The sequence below is a fragment of the Microbacterium sp. zg.B48 genome (genome assembly GCF_024623505.1).
Taxonomy (GTDB): domain Bacteria; phylum Actinomycetota; class Actinomycetes; order Actinomycetales; family Microbacteriaceae; genus Microbacterium.
The window spans coordinates 378,972-394,217 of record NZ_JANJFE010000003.1 but is presented as its reverse complement, the minus strand read 5'-3'; the positions used below and the strand labels follow the sequence as shown (position 1 = coordinate 394,217).

15 protein-coding genes and 1 tRNA gene are annotated in these 15,246 nt (G+C 68.0%); 10 read left to right on the top strand and 6 right to left on the bottom strand.

Annotated elements, in window-relative coordinates; genetic code table 11:
- The 8 genes from NQ152_RS03810 to NQ152_RS03775 form a co-directional block, all read left to right on the top strand.
- The coding region (locus NQ152_RS03810; RefSeq protein ID WP_257523056.1) for a hypothetical protein at positions 1-720 on the top strand (720 nt) is incomplete at its 5' end.
- Positions 720-1,364: a hypothetical protein gene (locus tag NQ152_RS03805; RefSeq protein WP_257503473.1), complete on the top strand. Its 645-nt coding sequence runs from the start codon at positions 720-722 to the stop codon at positions 1,362-1,364. The genes NQ152_RS03810 and NQ152_RS03805, both read left to right, overlap by 1 nt.
- A 15-nt stretch (positions 1,365-1,379) precedes the next feature.
- The gene (locus NQ152_RS03800; protein WP_257503472.1) at positions 1,380-1,664 is read left to right on the top strand and encodes a hypothetical protein; all 285 of its coding nucleotides are present in this window, start codon (positions 1,380-1,382) and stop codon (positions 1,662-1,664) included.
- A 158-nt stretch (positions 1,665-1,822) separates the two neighbouring features.
- On the top strand, positions 1,823-2,524 hold the full coding sequence (locus NQ152_RS03795) for a hypothetical protein (RefSeq protein ID WP_257503471.1): 702 nt from the start codon (positions 1,823-1,825) through the stop codon (positions 2,522-2,524).
- Positions 2,524-3,144 carry a DNA/RNA non-specific endonuclease gene (locus NQ152_RS03790; protein ID WP_257523055.1) on the top strand — a complete coding sequence of 207 codons (621 nt, stop codon included), beginning with the start codon at positions 2,524-2,526 and terminating at the stop codon, positions 3,142-3,144. Before NQ152_RS03795 ends, NQ152_RS03790 begins: the two co-directional genes overlap by 1 nt.
- A gap of 20 nt (positions 3,145-3,164) precedes the next feature.
- Positions 3,165-3,554, top strand: coding sequence for a hypothetical protein (locus NQ152_RS03785; protein ID WP_257523054.1), 390 nt, complete (start codon positions 3,165-3,167; stop codon positions 3,552-3,554).
- 142 nt (positions 3,555-3,696) lie between these two features.
- The gene (locus tag NQ152_RS03780) at positions 3,697-4,419 is read left to right on the top strand and encodes a hypothetical protein (protein ID WP_257503482.1); all 723 of its coding nucleotides are present in this window, start codon (positions 3,697-3,699) and stop codon (positions 4,417-4,419) included.
- Between the two features lie 45 nt (positions 4,420-4,464).
- Positions 4,465-5,739, top strand: coding sequence for an alpha-hydroxy acid oxidase (locus tag NQ152_RS03775; RefSeq protein ID WP_257523053.1), 1,275 nt, complete (start codon positions 4,465-4,467; stop codon positions 5,737-5,739).
- A gap of 29 nt (positions 5,740-5,768) precedes the next feature.
- Here the strand turns inward: NQ152_RS03775 and NQ152_RS03770 are convergent, their stop codons facing one another.
- From NQ152_RS03770 to NQ152_RS03750, 5 genes are all read right to left on the bottom strand, one after another.
- Positions 5,769-6,557: an HAD-IIB family hydrolase gene (locus tag NQ152_RS03770; protein WP_257503467.1), complete on the bottom strand. Its 789-nt coding sequence runs from the start codon at positions 6,555-6,557 to the stop codon at positions 5,769-5,771.
- A gap of 77 nt (positions 6,558-6,634) precedes the next feature.
- Positions 6,635-6,708, bottom strand: a tRNA-Pro gene (locus NQ152_RS03765).
- A 70-nt stretch (positions 6,709-6,778) separates the two neighbouring features.
- On the bottom strand, positions 6,779-8,674 hold the full coding sequence (locus tag NQ152_RS03760) for a hypothetical protein (protein WP_257523052.1): 1,896 nt from the start codon (positions 8,672-8,674) through the stop codon (positions 6,779-6,781).
- Positions 8,675-8,813: 139 nt separating this feature from the next.
- Positions 8,814-9,752, bottom strand: a complete 939-nt coding sequence (locus tag NQ152_RS03755) for a metallophosphoesterase (RefSeq protein WP_257523051.1) — start codon at positions 9,750-9,752, stop codon at positions 8,814-8,816.
- Positions 9,752-12,460, bottom strand: coding sequence for a transglycosylase domain-containing protein (locus NQ152_RS03750; protein ID WP_257523050.1), 2,709 nt, complete (start codon positions 12,458-12,460; stop codon positions 9,752-9,754). The genes NQ152_RS03755 and NQ152_RS03750 overlap by 1 nt, the downstream gene beginning before the upstream one ends.
- Before the next feature lie 96 nt (positions 12,461-12,556).
- On the opposite strand from NQ152_RS03750, the gene NQ152_RS03745 reads away from it, so the two are divergent.
- Positions 12,557-12,778: a DUF4177 domain-containing protein gene (locus NQ152_RS03745; protein WP_257523049.1), complete on the top strand. Its 222-nt coding sequence runs from the start codon at positions 12,557-12,559 to the stop codon at positions 12,776-12,778.
- Positions 12,775-13,242, top strand: a complete 468-nt coding sequence (locus tag NQ152_RS03740; protein WP_257523048.1) for a RidA family protein — start codon at positions 12,775-12,777, stop codon at positions 13,240-13,242. Before NQ152_RS03745 ends, NQ152_RS03740 begins: the two co-directional genes overlap by 4 nt.
- 12 nt (positions 13,243-13,254) lie before the next feature.
- Here NQ152_RS03740 and acs read toward each other — a convergent pair whose 3' ends face one another.
- A complete protein-coding gene (acs, locus tag NQ152_RS03735; RefSeq protein ID WP_257523047.1) occupies positions 13,255-15,222 on the bottom strand; it encodes an acetate--CoA ligase in 1,968 nt (655 codons plus the stop codon).
- Positions 15,223-15,246: the final 24 nt, after the last annotated feature.

Below are 15,246 nucleotides of genomic sequence, written 5' to 3'. Positions count from 1 at the left end.
GGAGGTGTGGCCGTGGGGATGATGTTGCCGAACGAGCTGGTCTGGGTGATGGAGAAGCTCGGGTTCGAGTGGCCGGACATCGATGAGGACGAGGTGCGCAAGGGCGCGGTTCTGGTCCGCAATCTGGGCACTGATCTGGAGGATGTGATCCAGGCGGTCGATCGCAAGGTCAACGGCGATATCTCCGGTGCGATGCGGGGGCAGACGGGGCCGGCGACGTTGGGTGCGTGGAACGCGAACCGGTCGCAGAATCTGCAGAAGCTGGTCGACATCATGCCGCCGGCTGCGATGGCGATGGATGTCGGTGCGGAGGCGATCTTCGCGTTGAAGATGAAGGTCATCGTTGATGTGTCGTCGACGTTGATCACGCTGGTTGCGATGCTGACGAATCCGCTCACCGCTGCCGGTGCGGGGCCGATGCTGCTGGTCAAGAAGAAGCTGTTGAACGCGGCGGTGGACATCGCCGTGGAACAGCTGCTGAATCAGCTTCTGCCGTTGGCGATCGAGCCGATGTCGGAGCAGCTGCCTGCGGTGATCGACGCGGTCCTGGATGCGCCGATGGTGGAGGCGACCGCGGGGGATTCGGATGAGTTCTATGCGGATCTGGCTGCCTTGGAGGATGCGCAGGCGACGATGAAGCTGCATGGTGCAGACCTTCAGTCGGTGACCTCCACGTTCTTCGCGGAGTTCTCCGCGCTCGACTTCGGAGGAGACGACTGATGAGCAGTGCGACCAAAGCGGTCTTCCGGGAGTTGCGGCAAGCGGTTCTCAAGGGAACCGCGCACAGCAGAGACAAACTCCACCATCTCGCCGACAACATGAACGACCATCTCGACAACGTCGTGCGTCAGGTTCGCGACAAGGACAAGTTCGACGACGCGCCGGACACTCCCGCGGCCCCCCGACCGTACAATCCCGTGCGCGGCCAGGACGGTCGATATGAGCCCGGCAGCCTCCCCTCCATCGACGAGCTTCGCGCGTTGACCAGGACGGACCCGGACACGGCGTTCTACTGGTCCGGTCGGGACGCCAACGGTGTCGGTGTCGGGCCCGGCGGGTCCGGCATCGCCGAGAACATCGCCACCGGAAGCGGCGGGCGGACGCTGGAACAGACGCTGGCCGCCAACGGAGTCGACCCGCTTCCGGTCTGGAACCAGAAGGACCCGGAGTCCGTGCGCTTCTGGGAGGACGCCTCGGCGGCGTTCGCGGAGAACGCGAGCGGACAGGTCCGCGCGGTCGTCGGCAGCGATCTGCGGCCGGGAAACATCTGGCAGACTGTCGAGATCCCGCGGCTGGTGGACAACCCGAATGTCACGAGCATCAGCCAGCTCGACCCCGACACCGGCATCTGGGCGCAGCTCTGACCGAAAGGCACCGTCATGACGGACCAACATCTGGACATCAGCGAAGCCGTTGTGGTGTTCCTCAAGAACTACCCGGGCCAGAACGACGAGGAGTTCGAGGCCAGGTTCGGTACGGATGCCGCTCGTGAAGCGGTCCGCGCGGTTCTCGACGAGACCTCGAGGATCCGGATCGACTGGGCGGACAAGTCGCTCGTCGACATCGGCGAAGAGGTCGAGCAGGTGATGCACGAGAGGCACCCCGAGCTGTCCGCCGCTGCGCTCGAGAAGCTCTCGAACTACTTCACGTACCTGGTGAGGTGACCCCTCTGGCGCGGTGACGGCCCTTCTGCGGTCACGTGCGCGCAGAGCGCCCGAGGCGACCGTGACCACTGCCGTGATGCGCAGCTGGTGGGAAGTGCTACCCATGGTCGGTTCCTGACCCGAAACGTAGATTCGACTCAGGAGGTGTGGCCGTGGGGATGATGTTGCCGAACGAGCTGGTCTGGGTGATGGAGAAGCTCGGGTTCGAGTGGCCGGACATCGATGAGGACGAGGTGCGCAAGGGCGCGGTTCTGGTCCGCAATCTGGGCACTGATCTGGAGGATGTGATCCAGGCGGTCGATCGCAAGGTCAACGGCGATATCTCCGGTGCGATGCGGGGGCAGACGGGGCCGGCGACGTTGGGTGCGTGGAACGCGAACCGGTCGCAGAATCTGCAGAAGCTGGTCGACATCATGCCGCCGGCTGCGATGGCGATGGATGTCGGTGCGGAGGCGATCTTCGCGTTGAAGATGAAGGTCATCGTTGATGTGTCGTCGACGTTGATCACGCTGGTTGCGATGCTGACGAATCCGCTCACCGCTGCCGGTGCGGGGCCGATGCTGCTGGTCAAGAAGAAGCTGTTGAACGCGGCGGTGGACATCGCCGTGGAACAGCTGCTGAATCAGCTTCTGCCGTTGGCGATCGAGCCGATGTCGGAGCAGCTGCCTGCGGTGATCGACGCGGTCCTGGATGCGCCGATGGTGGAGGCGACCGCGGGGGATTCGGATGAGTTCTATGCGGATCTGGCTGCCTTGGAGGATGCGCAGGCGACGATGAAGCTGCATGGTGCAGACCTTCAGTCGGTGACCTCCACGTTCTTCGCGGAGTTCTCCGCGCTCGACTTCGGAGGAGACGACTGATGAGTGCCGGCGCACGGGCAGTGATGCGCGAGTTGAAGCAATCGGTCGCGGACGCGGGTCGCCGTCTGAGTGACCGGCTTCCCCAGCTCGCCGACCGGATCACGGACCACCTGGACAACGTCGTGCGGCAGGTCCGCGACACGGACAAGTACGCCAACACCGTCACCACGCGCGGCCCCAACACCAAGACGACGCACTTCGATCCTGACACCGGACGGCCGGTGCAGGAGCAGGGGAAGATCCTCGAGGATTTCGGCGGCTCCGCTCGAGGCGACAATGCGACGGCGATCGGCCGACTGGGCAATCCCGGGGACGACGGCGGCCACCTGGGTGCGCACCGCTTCTTCGGGGACACCCGGGATGAAGGAATCGTGCCGCAGATCGCCAACCTCAATCGCGGCGCATGGAAGAAGATGGAGAGCGAGTGGGCCGACTGGGTTGCCGAGGGCGCCCGCGTCGACTACCGCATTCAGGTCGACCCTCCCGGTGCCGTCCGACCTGATAATTTTCAGGTTGTGTATGTGGTGTCCGACCCATCGACCGGCGACATCATCGAGGTCCGTAATCCGAGTTTCGCGAACGTCAACGGCGAGACCTTCGACCGCATCCACACGCGGTGAACAGACTCGAGAGGAACTCCATGCCAGAAAATGTCACAGCCGATCTCATCCGCGCTCTCATCGACAACATGCAAGCGCCCAACCTCGACGCGGAGGGCTGGGAGGCTCTGGCAATCATCCTGGAGTTCCCCGACGGGGAGTTCAACGAGGCGCACGGCTACCTCTACTGGCCCGACGGCGTGGTATCGGCCGTGGCGTCGGATCCGTGGGCGGTGGCACCCGCGCTGAAGGCCTACACCGACAGCTATTACAAGCCCGGCGAGGCCCTGCCGCGGAAAGCCCTCGTGCAGCTGGACCGCACGACGGGTGAGTACCGGGTGACCTTCGAGGAGACGGACGAGGGGCGCTGGAAGACGACCCCGCGCAACTTCAGGCAGCTGCGTGAGGAGTTGCGCCCCCAATTCACGTGACCCGGCCGCGTGACTTCATCCGACGCCGCGTCACGCCGGTGACGCACTCTTGCTGGCAGGATGTCAGGTGAAGGAGCGTTACGTGACAGATGTGAAATCGGCAAGCGAGCTCGACAGCCTCGACGCGGAGGGCGCGGGCGACGTGGCGCCACTTCGACTTGAGTTCGCCGGCGAGTGGCACGACCTGCCGATCGACCGGCCGTTCATCATCGGTCGCGAGGGCGACCTTGAGATCGACGACAACCGGTATCTGCATCGGCACTTCCTGGAGCTGTCGCACCGCGACGGGCTGTGGTGGCTCGCGAACGTCGGGGTGCGACTGGCGGCCACGATCTCGAGCGCCGGTGGAGCCGTGCAGTCATGGCTCTCACCGGGGGCGCGGATGCCGCTCGTTTTCGAGCGCAGTGTCATCGTGTTCACGGCCGGCCCCGTCACCTACGAGCTGAGCCTGCACACCGAGCAGGCGCCGTACGAGGTTTCGCGCCAGGTGTACGCGTCGATGAGTGGCGAGACCACGGTCATGCCGGCCAGTTTCACGCCCCTGCAGAAGCTGCTCATCGTCGCTCTGGCCGAACCGATGCTGCGTCGTGAGGGCGTCAGCATGAACGAGCTGCCGTCGTCGAGCGCGGCAGCGCAGCGACTGGGTTGGACGATGAGCAAGTTCAACCGCAAGCTCGACAACGTGTGCGACAAACTGGACCGCATGGGCGTGCAGGGTCTTCGCGGTGGGGCCGGCAAGCTCGCGACGAACCGGCGTGCCCGCCTGGTCGAGTATGCGGTGACGTCTCATGTCGTCACGCGCGCCGATCTGCCTCTCCTGGACGACGAGACGCTGCGGAATCGGATCGACTCCGAGAGCGACTGACGCGCCCCGGACGGGTCTGGCCCGCGCCCGACGAAAGGACCGACGATGGTCAAGCGCCAGCTCCCCAAACCCGTCGAGCTGCTCGAGCTCATGCAGTTCAAGAAGCCGGAACTGAACGGCAGGAAGCGCCGTCTGGGTGCCGCGCTCACCATCGCCGATCTGCGGACGATCGCGAAACGTCGCACACCGAAAGCAGCCTTCGATTACACCGACGGCGCCGCCGAGGGGGAGTTGTCGCTGACCAGGGCCCGACAGGCGTTCCAGGACATCGAGTTCCACCCCGGCATCCTCCGTCCCGCGGACCTCGTCGACATGTCCACCACCATCCTGGGCGGATCCAGCGCTCTGCCGTTCGGCATCGCGCCGACGGGGTTCACGCGACTGATGCACACCGAGGGTGAATCGGCAGGGGCGGCGGCAGCCGGCGCTGCCGGGATCCCGTTCACCCTGTCCACCCTGGGCACGACCTCCATCGAGGACGTCCGCGCGGCGAACCCAGGCGGGCGGAACTGGTTCCAGCTGTACGTCATGCGTGATCGGGAGATCTCCTACGGGCTGGTGCGTCGTGCCGCCGCAGCGGGTTTCGACACGCTGCTGTTCACGGTGGACACCCCGGTGGCGGGAGCCCGCCTCCGTGACAAGCGCAACGGTTTCTCCATCCCTCCGCAGTTGACCGTCGGCACGATCCTCAACGCGATCCCGAGACCGTGGTGGTGGTACGACTTCCTCACCACACCCAAGCTCGAATTCGCGTCTCTGTCCACGACCGGGGGGACGGTCGCGGAGCTGCTGAACGCGGCGATGGACCCGACCATCGGCTTCGACGACCTCGCCGTGATCCGTGACCTGTGGCCGGGCAAGATCGTGGTCAAAGGCGTCCAGACCGTTGCGGACTCGGTCCGACTGATCGACGCCGGGGTGGACGGCGTCGTCCTGTCCAACCACGGCGGGCGCCAGCTGGATCGCGCCCCGGTCCCGTTCCATCTGCTGCCGGCGGTCGTGCGGGAGGTCGGCCGGGACGCCACCGTGATGATCGACACCGGCATCATGAACGGAGCAGACATCGTTGCGTCGGTCGCCCTCGGCGCGAAGTTCACGCTCGTGGGGCGGGCGTACCTGTACGGGCTCATGGCCGGCGGACGAGCCGGAGTGGACCGTGCCATCGCGATTCTGCGGGACGAGATCGCCCGCACCATGACGCTCCTGGGCGTGGCCTCACTGGCCGAGCTCGAGCCGTCACATGTCACCCAGCTGGCGCGGCTGGTGCCGCTCACCGTCGACAGACAGGACAGTCCGCGGCATCCGGCCGTTCAGCCGTGAACGGACGCCGGGCGACTCGAAGGGGCGGCTCAGCGCCGGATCGTCAACGTCGGCAGCAGTTCATCCAGGTATTCGGCGGTGTCTTCCCAGCCGGTGACCGCGTGGCAGTCCACGCCCATCTCGAGTACCGGATAGTCGTTACCATCCGGGTCCAGCCGGTCGCCGACGAACAGCATGCCCTCCAGCGGAATACCCGTCTGCTCGGCGAGCTGCCGCATGCCGTACGCCTTGTCGATACCGCGATGAGTGATGTCGATCGATGTCGAGCCGCCCGAGCGCACCTCCAGATCGGGAATCCGAGGGGCCACGGCATCCCGCAGTGCGCTCTTCTTCGCCCCGGTGGGGTCCCATGCCTTCTTGGCATCCAGCGGCGCATGCTGCCCGAGAGCCGAGAAGGTGATCTGCGAGCCGCGGTCCTCCAGGATGTCGCCCCACGTCTCGGGCTCCCACAGTCCCAGCCGACGTGCCTCTTGCTCGACGGCGCGCAGCGCCCGCGTCTTCTGGTCCTCGGTGAGCGAATGCGCGTACACGGTGTCGATGCCGTCGGGCGTGATTCGGTAGTACTGGGTGCCGCAGGTGGGCAGCAGATGGACGTGGGTCAGGGTCTCGGCCGGCGCATCCGGCAGTCGGTCCACCACCTGCGCGCGGAACTGCTCCAGCTGACCGCCGGAGATGATCGCCACCTCGACGCGTTCCGCGAGCTGGATCAGCAGTCGGCCGATGCGCGGATCGATCGCGGCCTTCGAGGGGGCCAGCGTGTCGTCCAGATCGAAAGCGACCAGTCGCGGCGGGATGCTGTCAGCGGGCGTTTCGGTCACAGTGCTCCTGTCCGGGGGCGGTAGACGAAAGGCTCCGCACTGCTTCTTTCCAGAAGCGGTGCGGAGCCTCTCTGCTGTCGGGGTGACAGGATTTGAACCTGCGGCCTCGTCGTCCCGAACGACGCGCGCTACCAAGCTGCGCCACACCCCGTGCAACCGTTCGAGTCTACCCGATGCTCCGGCGTCCTTCGAACGCAGGCGCAACTCAGTGGCTCGGTGGATCATCCGATCGGGCTTGCGAGACGTCGGCGCCGGGAGAGGGTCAGGGAGGTGGCACCCGCTGTGAGGCACCCGACGGCGATCGCGCCGATGGCATGGCTTCGGTCCGTGGCGAGCCCGGTGGCGGCGAGTGCGGGCGCCTGCGGAGCCGAATCCGCCGCTGCGGGTGCGAGCACGCGGGTCGTTTCGCTCGGCGTCCCGCACTCGCCCAGGTGGACCACTTCGCCGGCCGCGTCCATGGCGCGCTCCTGCCAGAAGTACGTACCGGGTTGACCCGGAACCGGTGAGGTCACCGTGTGTTCGCCCGGAGCGGTCATGAGGTGTGGGTCGCTGGCCCACACCAGGTTCGACGGCGTGCACACCTCCGCCGGGGCGGTGCCGTCCGGAGCGAGGTAGACCGCGGACGAGACGAGCAGCCCCTCGGCGGGAAGCGGCGAGCCCACGATGACCGTGTCCGTCAGTGGCGACTCGGCGGTCACCGTCGGCTCGGCCAGCGACGAGACGGCCGGCACCATCGCGATCTGCGTCGTCTCGCCGAAACTCTCCGTCCAGGTGTAGTCCGCCCGAAGATGACCGGCCACGGCCTCGGTCTGCGCCCCCCGGTCCACCGTCCACACGGCGGTGTAGACCCCCGGCCCCGGAAGAGCCCACCCCGAGATCACGGTGTACGACGTCGTCGGCCCGCCCCGCTCGTCCGTGGTCAGCGCGAGCGTCCCCACGGCCACCGCGTCGGTCGGCACGCCGGCCTCAGCGCGGGCGGGCACGCTCTCGGTGCGGTAGACCGTCCCGGCAGCCGTCACCGGAAGGAATCCGCCGTCCGGTGACCGGGGCCAGTGCTCAACGGAGCCGCCGAACACGATGGCGTCGATGAACGAGCCGGCGGCCACGTATTTCGACGCGACCTGGGTGGACACCGTCGGCGCGAACAGCGGGACGCGGGGGGCGGCATCCTCACCGGAGACGTCGAAGCCGACCTCCCCGGCCGGTCCGGCGGTGTCCTGGCCTCCGGCCGTCGTGAAGTGACGCACGGCCGCGACGTCCTGCACCACGAAGCGCCCGCTGCCGGTGACGACGTACGGGCGGCCGGGGGCAGGCGGCTGAGCGGTGATGGCGTAGTCGCGCCCGGGCGCGGCGTTCGGCAGCGTGCTGGTGCCCGTGTCGGCGAATGTGGCGTTCGCCAGGGTGAGCGTGCCGCGGGCCGCGTGGGTGGAGGCATCCACGCGCACGCTGCCGTGCGCGGGTTCCGCGGCATCCGTCGTGAAGACAAGCGCACCGGAGGCGGCGGCTACGCCGGGGGGCGTGCTTCGGCCCTCCTCGTAGTAGGCGACGGCGAGGTTCTGGACGCTCGCGTTCTGCTCGGGGGCGAGGGCCGAGAAGGTCCAGTGGATGGCACCGGCCAGGGAGTCGCCGCGATAGCCGAAGTGGTGCAGCGTCTCGTCCCAGTTCGCGATCGCCTTCACGGCCCAGCCGACGGCTGCAGCCTGCACCGGATCGCCGGTCTGGCCGTATTTCGTCACGAGCAGATTGATCCCGGTCAGCTGCTGCGGCGACAGCCCCGCGGCCGACCCGCTCACCCCGTGGTCGACGCTGGTGCCGGTCGGTGCCGGCGCGCCGGGGAGGATGCAGTACGTGTGCACTCCGTCGATCACCATCGAGCCGTGCCACCCGTACGGCGACAGCGGCGCCCACGTGCCGAAGCCGGCACCCGGGGCCGCGGCGTGCGCGGGCGCCGGCGCGGCGATGACCGCGAGTGCGGCCAGCACGCAGGCGAGCGCGATCGCCATCACTCCGCGGGTGGCGCGGGCTGGGACGAGGCGTTGCTGGACGTGGCTTGTCTGGACGTGGCTTGTCTGGACGTGGCTTGTCTGGACGTGGCGTGTCTGGGCGGGCACCGGCATGGCTTCTCCTCCGAGTGGACAGGCTCCGATCGTCGTCCACCCGGGCGCGTCGCCGATTGCCGGCACGGGCATCGGGGGGTTCTCGGGGGCGTCCGCGGGCTGGGGAGGAGCCGCCGTGGGACGGGGTCGTCCGGCGCGGCTACGCGCGGGGGAGGAGGGTGATCAGCGACGCCTCGGGTCGGCAAGCGAACCGCACCGGGGCGTAGATCGAGTGGCCGAGACCGGCGCTGACGTTCAGCGGTACCGACCTGCCGGCATGCCGCCACCGGCTCAGGCCGCGGGCCTGGCGCAGCGGGATGTCGCAGTTGGCCACGAGTGCGCCGTACCCGGGCACGCGCACCTGGCCGCCGTGCGTGTGGCCGGCGAAGATCATGTCGGCGCCCAGGTCGACGAAGGAGTCCAGGACGCGCCGGTACGGGGCGTGGGTCACTCCCAGTGTGAGTGTGGCGGGACCGACGTCGGCGCGCAGGTCCTCCAGGAGCCGGGGGAGGACACCGAGCGCGTCCCAGCCGCGGTGGGCGTCGCTGACCCCGAACGCGTCGATGCGGGCGCCCGCGATGTCGATGGAGCCGACCGCGTTGTTCAGATCCAGCCAGCCCAGCTCATCGGCCAGATAGCCATCCAGCGCCGCGGCATCCAACGGCTCGCTCGCCGTTCTGACCTTCGACGGACCCGTGAAGTACCGGAGCGGGTTGCGCGGTTGCGGGGCGGCGTGGTCGTTGGAGCCGTGCACGAACATACCCGGGATGCCGCGCAGCGGGTCGAGGGCGGCGCGCAGACCGCCGAGCCCTCGCACGTGGCCGAGGTTGTCGCCGGTGTTGACGACCAGATCGGGTCGCCACTGCTCGGCCAGCGAGGCCATCCAGCGCTGCTTGCGGTGCTGCCACGGCGCCATGTGGGCGTCGGACAGGTGCAGAACCCGCAGCGGGGCGCTGCCCGCCGGCAGCACGGTCACGGTGTGCTCGCGCACCGTGAACAGGTAGCGCTCGATGCCGACGCCCCAGATCGCGGCGCTCGCGCCGACCGCCCCCACCGCCGCGAGGGCGGTGAGGGCGGTCTTCGCCTGCGAGCCCGGCACTAGCCGTTGCCGGGGCCGAAGCCGCCGGCGCAGATCAGGCTCGAGTAGTTCACGGCGATTGCGGCATTGCGATTGACCAGGCTGCCGGCCCCCGGTGAGGTTCCGGTGGCGGTGGGCTGGGCGCCCGCGGCGGCGTTGACGGTGCAGGCGCCGTCCGCGACGTTGCCGAACCCGGCGCCGCGGAGCGCCTGTTTCGCCTCATTCAGAGAGCGTCCCGCGATGTCCGGCACCGCCAGACCCTGGCCGTTGCTGGGGTGGATGGTCACCGTGGTGCCCCCGGCGACGCTGCCCGCACCCGGGTCCTGGGCGGCCACGATGCCCTCAGCCTCGGGCGAGTCCACAGGTTCCCCCACGGCGGAATCGAATCCGGCCGCATCCAGTCGCTGCTGGGCTTCCGGGATGCTCAGACCGACCACGTTGGGCAGATCGCGCAGCACCCGGCGGGTCAGGTTCGAGTCGGGTCCGGGGAACGAATTGCCGCCGTACACGGCGTTCGCGGCGCGCTGGACGTCTTCCGCGAGCTGATAGCGGAGGTTGGACAATCCCCGGCGGAACAGGTCGCCGCTGCCGGTGGAGTTGCCGACCCACGCGGCAGTGACCACGTTGGTGCTGGATTCCACCATCCAGGTCTGCTTCTGCTCATGTGTTCCGGTCTTGCCGATCACGTCGACGCCGTCGTTGGGGTTCGCCGCCGCGCCGGTGCCGCCGTTCATCACACCCTCCAGGGCGTACGCGGCCGTCGCGGCCACAGCGGGGTCGAGCACCTGCGTGCATGACGTCTGCGGCGGCGTGATCTCGTTGCCGTCGGAGTCGGTGACCCGGTCGATCGCGCGCGGCTGGCAGTAGATGCCGTTGTTGGCGACAGTTCCGTAGGCGCCGGCCATCGCGATCGGCGAGAGGTTGTTCGACCCGATCACCGAGAACAGCGTGTCCATCGAGACAGGTGTGCCGTCACCGCGGGTGGCTCCCATCTTGGTCGCCACCTTCTGGATGTCGCACAGGTCGAGCTGCTCGGCCATCGCGAAGTAGCCGGTGTTGAGCGAATCCCGGGTGAACTGCATCGGGGTTCCGGTGTAGCCGCTCTGATTGTTGAAGTTGGACACCCGGGCGTTCTCGACGTTCACCCAGTCGCCCGTGCAGCTGTTGGTCATCCTCTTGAAGATGCGCACTCGACCGTTGAGGGTCTCGTTGACGGAGTGGCCCTTTTCGAGCCAGTCCACGAGGGTGAAGATCTTGAACGTCGATCCCGCTTCGAATCCACCGGAGTTGCCGTACTTCTCATCTCCGGCGTAGACCAGGGACGAGAAGTTCGGGTCGCCCGCCAGTCCGGCATCCTCGCTGAAAGTCGTGTTCTGCGCGATGGAGAGGATCCGGCCGGTGGTGTTCTCGATGCTCACCGTGGCGGCGCCGAACTTGCCGGTGTCCGGGGACACCCAGCCCTCGACCGATCTCGGCGCATTCTCGGCCATCGAGGCCTCGGCCGGCATCTGCACCCGCGGGTCCAGCGTCGTGTAGACGTTCAGGCCGCCGCGCTGCAGCATGCGGATGCGGTCCTCGGGGGTCGCGCCGAAGGCAGGGTCGGTCTTGATGATGTTCTTCACGTACTGGCAGAAGTATGCGGCTCCGCCGGCCACGGCACAGCCGGTCGTGGCGGGGTGCAGCGAGGGGGTGAGCGGTTCGATCACCGCGGCGACGTACTGCTCCTGCGTGATCTTTCCGTCATCCAGCATCCGGCTGAGGACGTAGAGCTGGCGGCCCTTGGTGGAGCTGTATCCGTCCGCGGCGGCGACGTACTGCTCCTGCGTGATGGTGCCGTCGGCCAGCAGGGTGTCCAGCGCGGCCAGCTGACCCTTCGGAACGTCGTCGACCAGGCCGTCGGGAGCCTTGTTGTAGCCGACCCCGTTGGCGTCGAAGATCGATCCGGCGGGCTGGTCGATCCGGTAGGTGTTCGGGTTCTGCACGATTCCGGCGATCGTCGCCGCCTGCGACAGGGTGAGATCCTTCGCCGCGACGCCGAAGTAGTACTTGGCGGCCGCGTCGACGCCGTAGGTCTGCCCGCCGAGGTTGGCGATGTTCAGGTAGCCCAGCAGGATGTCGTTCTTGGAATACTTCTGCTCCAGGGCGATCGCGTACCGCATCTCCTGCAGCTTGCGCTGGATGCCCTCGGTGCCTGACGCCGTGGTCGCCTCGTTCCAGCAGTCCAGGAGCTCTTCGCCGGTGGTGGCGTCGCGCTCGCAGCGCTGGATCAGGACGTTCTTGACGTACTGCTGGCTGATCGATGAGCCGCCCTGCGTCTCGCCGCCGCCCTGCATGTTCTGCAGCAGCGCGCGCGAGGTGCCGATCAGATCGACACCGCCATGCTGATAGAAGCGGGGGTCCTCGCTGGAGAGGATCGCGTCGTACATGACCGGAGCGACCTCGGTGAACTCGACCGGGGAGCGGTTCTGGTCGTAGAACTGCGCCAGCTGGATGTCCTCGCCCGTGTCCGGGTTCTTCGCGTACACGGTCGTCGGCACCATCAGCTTGTCGATGTCCAGGACGCTGGGCAGGTTGTCGAACATCGTGATCGCGCTGGTCGCCGCCGCGCCGGACAAGGCGATGGCGGGGGTGACCGTCGCGGTGATCAGAACTCCCGCGACAGCGCTCAGTCCGACCAGTCCCAGGAGGCCGCCGAGCACGCCGCTGGCCGTCCGTTTCGTATCAGGCATAGGCTTGATCGTAGGGGAGCTACCTGGGCGATTTCTTTACGGACCCGCCTTTTCGCGCCGATTCCCCGCATCCGCCCGCGACCCTTCGGAGCCTCTATGACCACGTGGGAGTACCTCACCACCCCGCTTCTCATCCACAACACTGCGGCGATCCTCAACAACTGGGGCAAGCAGGGCTGGGAGCTCGTGCAGGTCGTGCCCGGGCCGGAAGGCGGGCTGGTCGCCTACCTGAAGCGCCCCTCTGCGGGCGGCGCGGCCAACGCGGGCCTGGATGCTGCGGCCCAGGCGGCCCGGCAGTTCGAAGGAACCGCGCAGTGACCGTCACCGACCGGCTGGCCGAGCTGGGCATCGAGCTTCCGACCGTCGTACCGCCGCTGGCTGCGTACGTTCCGGCCAAGGCGCACGCCGATCTGGTGTACACCGCCGGGCAGCTGCCGATGGTGGCCGGGTCGCTTCCCGCCACCGGCAAGGTCGGAGTCGGACCCGGGTTGATCCCCGCCGAGGACGCCACCTCCTATGCGCGCCAGTGCGCGCTGAACGCCGTCGCGGCTGCCGCGGCCGCCGTCGGCGGAGCGGATCGGCTCACCGGCGTCGTCAAGGTGGTCGGTTTCGTCGCATCGGTCGCGGACTTCACCGGTCAGCCCGGTGTGGTCAACGGCGCGAGCAACGTGCTCGGCGAGATCTTCGGCGAAGCGGGGCGCCATGCCCGGTCCGCCGTCGGCGTTTCGGTCCTGCCGCTGGACAGTCCCGTCGAGGTCGAGGTCGTCTTCACCTACGCATAGCCCGAGCGGGGGCTACCGCACCTGCGCGGAGATCACCGACATCACCGCGGTGTCGGCGAGCGTGGTGGTGTCTCCGACCTCGCGGCCCTCGGCGACGTCGCGCAGCAGCCGGCGCATGATCTTTCCGGAGCGGGTCTTGGGCAGCTCCTCGACGATGTACACGTCTCGCGGTCGTGCGATCGGTCCGATCTGCTCCCCGACCCATCCGCGCAGTGACTGCGCAAGACCGTCGGGGGAGTGGGCCGCGAGATAGCTCTGTTTGATGATCACGAACGCCGCGACCGCCTGGCCGGTGGTCTCGTCCGATGCGCCCACCACCGCCGCTTCGGCGACGGCCTCGTTCGCGACCAGCGCGGATTCGATCTCGGTCGTCGACAGCCGGTGACCGGAGACGTTCATGACGTCGTCGACGCGTCCGAGGAACCACACATCGCCGTCGTCGTCCAGACGCGCGCCGTCGCCGGCGAAGTAGTAGCCCTGCGCGGCGAACTTGTCCCAGTAGGTCTCCTTGTACCGCTCCGGGTCGCCCCAGATACCGCGAAGCATGCTGGGCCACGGCTCGGTGACCACCAGCAGTCCGCCGTTGCCGTTGCCGACGTGGACGCCGTCGTCATCGACCACGTCGATCGAGATGCCCGGCAGCGGCACCTGGGCGCTTCCGGGCTTGGTCTCGGTGACCCCGGGCAGGGCCGAGATCATGATCGCGCCGGTCTCGGTCTGCCACCAGGTGTCCACGATCGGCGCGGTCTTGCCGCCGATGATCTTGCGGTACCACATCCACGCTTCCGGGTTGATCGGCTCACCCACCGAGCCCAGCAGCCGCAACGAGGACAGGTCGAACTTCTTGGGCACCGACCGGCCGATCTTCATGAACGACCGGATCGCGGTGGGCGCCGTGTACAGCACCGTCACGCCGTACTTCTCCACGATCTCCCACCAGCGGCCCGGATGCGGCGTATCCGGCGTCCCCTCGTACAGCACCTGTGTTGCGCCGTTCGCGAGCGGGCCGTACGCGACGTAGGTGTGCCCCGTGATCCAGCCGATGTCGGCCGTGCACCAGAACACATCGGTCTCGGGGTGGATGTCGTGGACGACCTTGTTGGTGAAGGCCGCCTGCGTGAGGTAGCCGCCCGAGGAGTGCATGATGCCCTTGGGCTTGCCGGTCGTGCCCGAGGTGTACAGGATGAACAGCGGTGTCTCGGCAGGGAAGGCCCGGGCCTCGTGTTCGGCCGGAGCCTGCGGCACGACGTCGTGCCACCAGATGTCACGGCCCTCGGTCCACTCGACCCTGTTGCCGCCGCGCCGGACGACCAGGACGTGCTCCACGGTCTCCTGGATGCCGGCGCCGTTGCGGTCGGACAGCGCCATGTCCACGGCGGGCTTGAGCGAGGAGACTTTGCCCTTGCGGTAGCCGCCGTCGGCGGTGATGACCAGCTTGGCCCCGGCATCGTCGATGCGGGAGCGCAGGCTGTCGGCCGAGAAGCCACCGAACACCACCGAGTGGATCGCGCCGAGGCGCGCGACGGCGAGCATCGCGGCGATCGCCTCGGGGATCATCGGCATGTAGACGGCGACCCGGTCGCCCTCTCCGATCCCGAGGCCCTCGAGCACGTTCGCCAGCCGCTTGACCTCGTCGGTCAGCTCGGCGTAGGTCATCTGCCGTGATTCGCCCGGCTCGCCTTCCCAGAGGAGCGCGACCCGATCGCCGTTGCCCGCCTCCACATGCCGGTCGAGGCAGTTGTAGGAGACATTGAGCTCACCATCGGCGAACCATGTCGCGAACGGCGGATTGGACCAGTCCAGAACCTGTGTGAACGGCGTGTGCCAGTGCAGGTCGCGGGCCTGCTCCGCCCAGAAGCCGTCGCGATCGGCCGCGGCCTTCGCATACAGCTCGGCTGTCCCCACGGCGTTCTGCGCGAACGCCGGTGGTGGTGCGAACCGCCGGCTCTCAGAGAGGAGGTGGTCGATCTGGCTGCTCATGCTCGCTCCTTCGCGGGCCGTCCC

Excerpts from the sequence above, each read along its gene's own strand:
- NQ152_RS03745 (WP_257523049.1), top strand. The coding sequence starts at position 12,557 with ATGACCACGTGGGAGTACCTCACCACCCCGCTTCTCATCCACAACACT.
- NQ152_RS03750 (WP_257523050.1), bottom strand. The coding sequence starts at position 12,460 with ATGCCTGATACGAAACGGACGGCCAGCGGCGTGCTCGGCGGCCTCCTG.
- NQ152_RS03805 (WP_257503473.1), top strand. The coding sequence starts at position 720 with ATGAGCAGTGCGACCAAAGCGGTCTTCCGGGAGTTGCGGCAAGCGGTT.
- NQ152_RS03775 (WP_257523053.1), top strand. The coding sequence starts at position 4,465 with ATGGTCAAGCGCCAGCTCCCCAAACCCGTCGAGCTGCTCGAGCTCATG.
- acs (WP_257523047.1), bottom strand. The coding sequence starts at position 15,222 with ATGAGCAGCCAGATCGACCACCTCCTCTCTGAGAGCCGGCGGTTCGCA.
- NQ152_RS03795 (WP_257503471.1), top strand. The coding sequence starts at position 1,823 with ATGATGTTGCCGAACGAGCTGGTCTGGGTGATGGAGAAGCTCGGGTTC.
- NQ152_RS03785 (WP_257523054.1), top strand. The coding sequence starts at position 3,165 with ATGCCAGAAAATGTCACAGCCGATCTCATCCGCGCTCTCATCGACAAC.
- NQ152_RS03790 (WP_257523055.1), top strand. The coding sequence starts at position 2,524 with ATGAGTGCCGGCGCACGGGCAGTGATGCGCGAGTTGAAGCAATCGGTC.
- NQ152_RS03800 (WP_257503472.1), top strand. The coding sequence starts at position 1,380 with ATGACGGACCAACATCTGGACATCAGCGAAGCCGTTGTGGTGTTCCTC.
- NQ152_RS03760 (WP_257523052.1), bottom strand. The coding sequence starts at position 8,674 with ATGCCGGTGCCCGCCCAGACACGCCACGTCCAGACAAGCCACGTCCAG.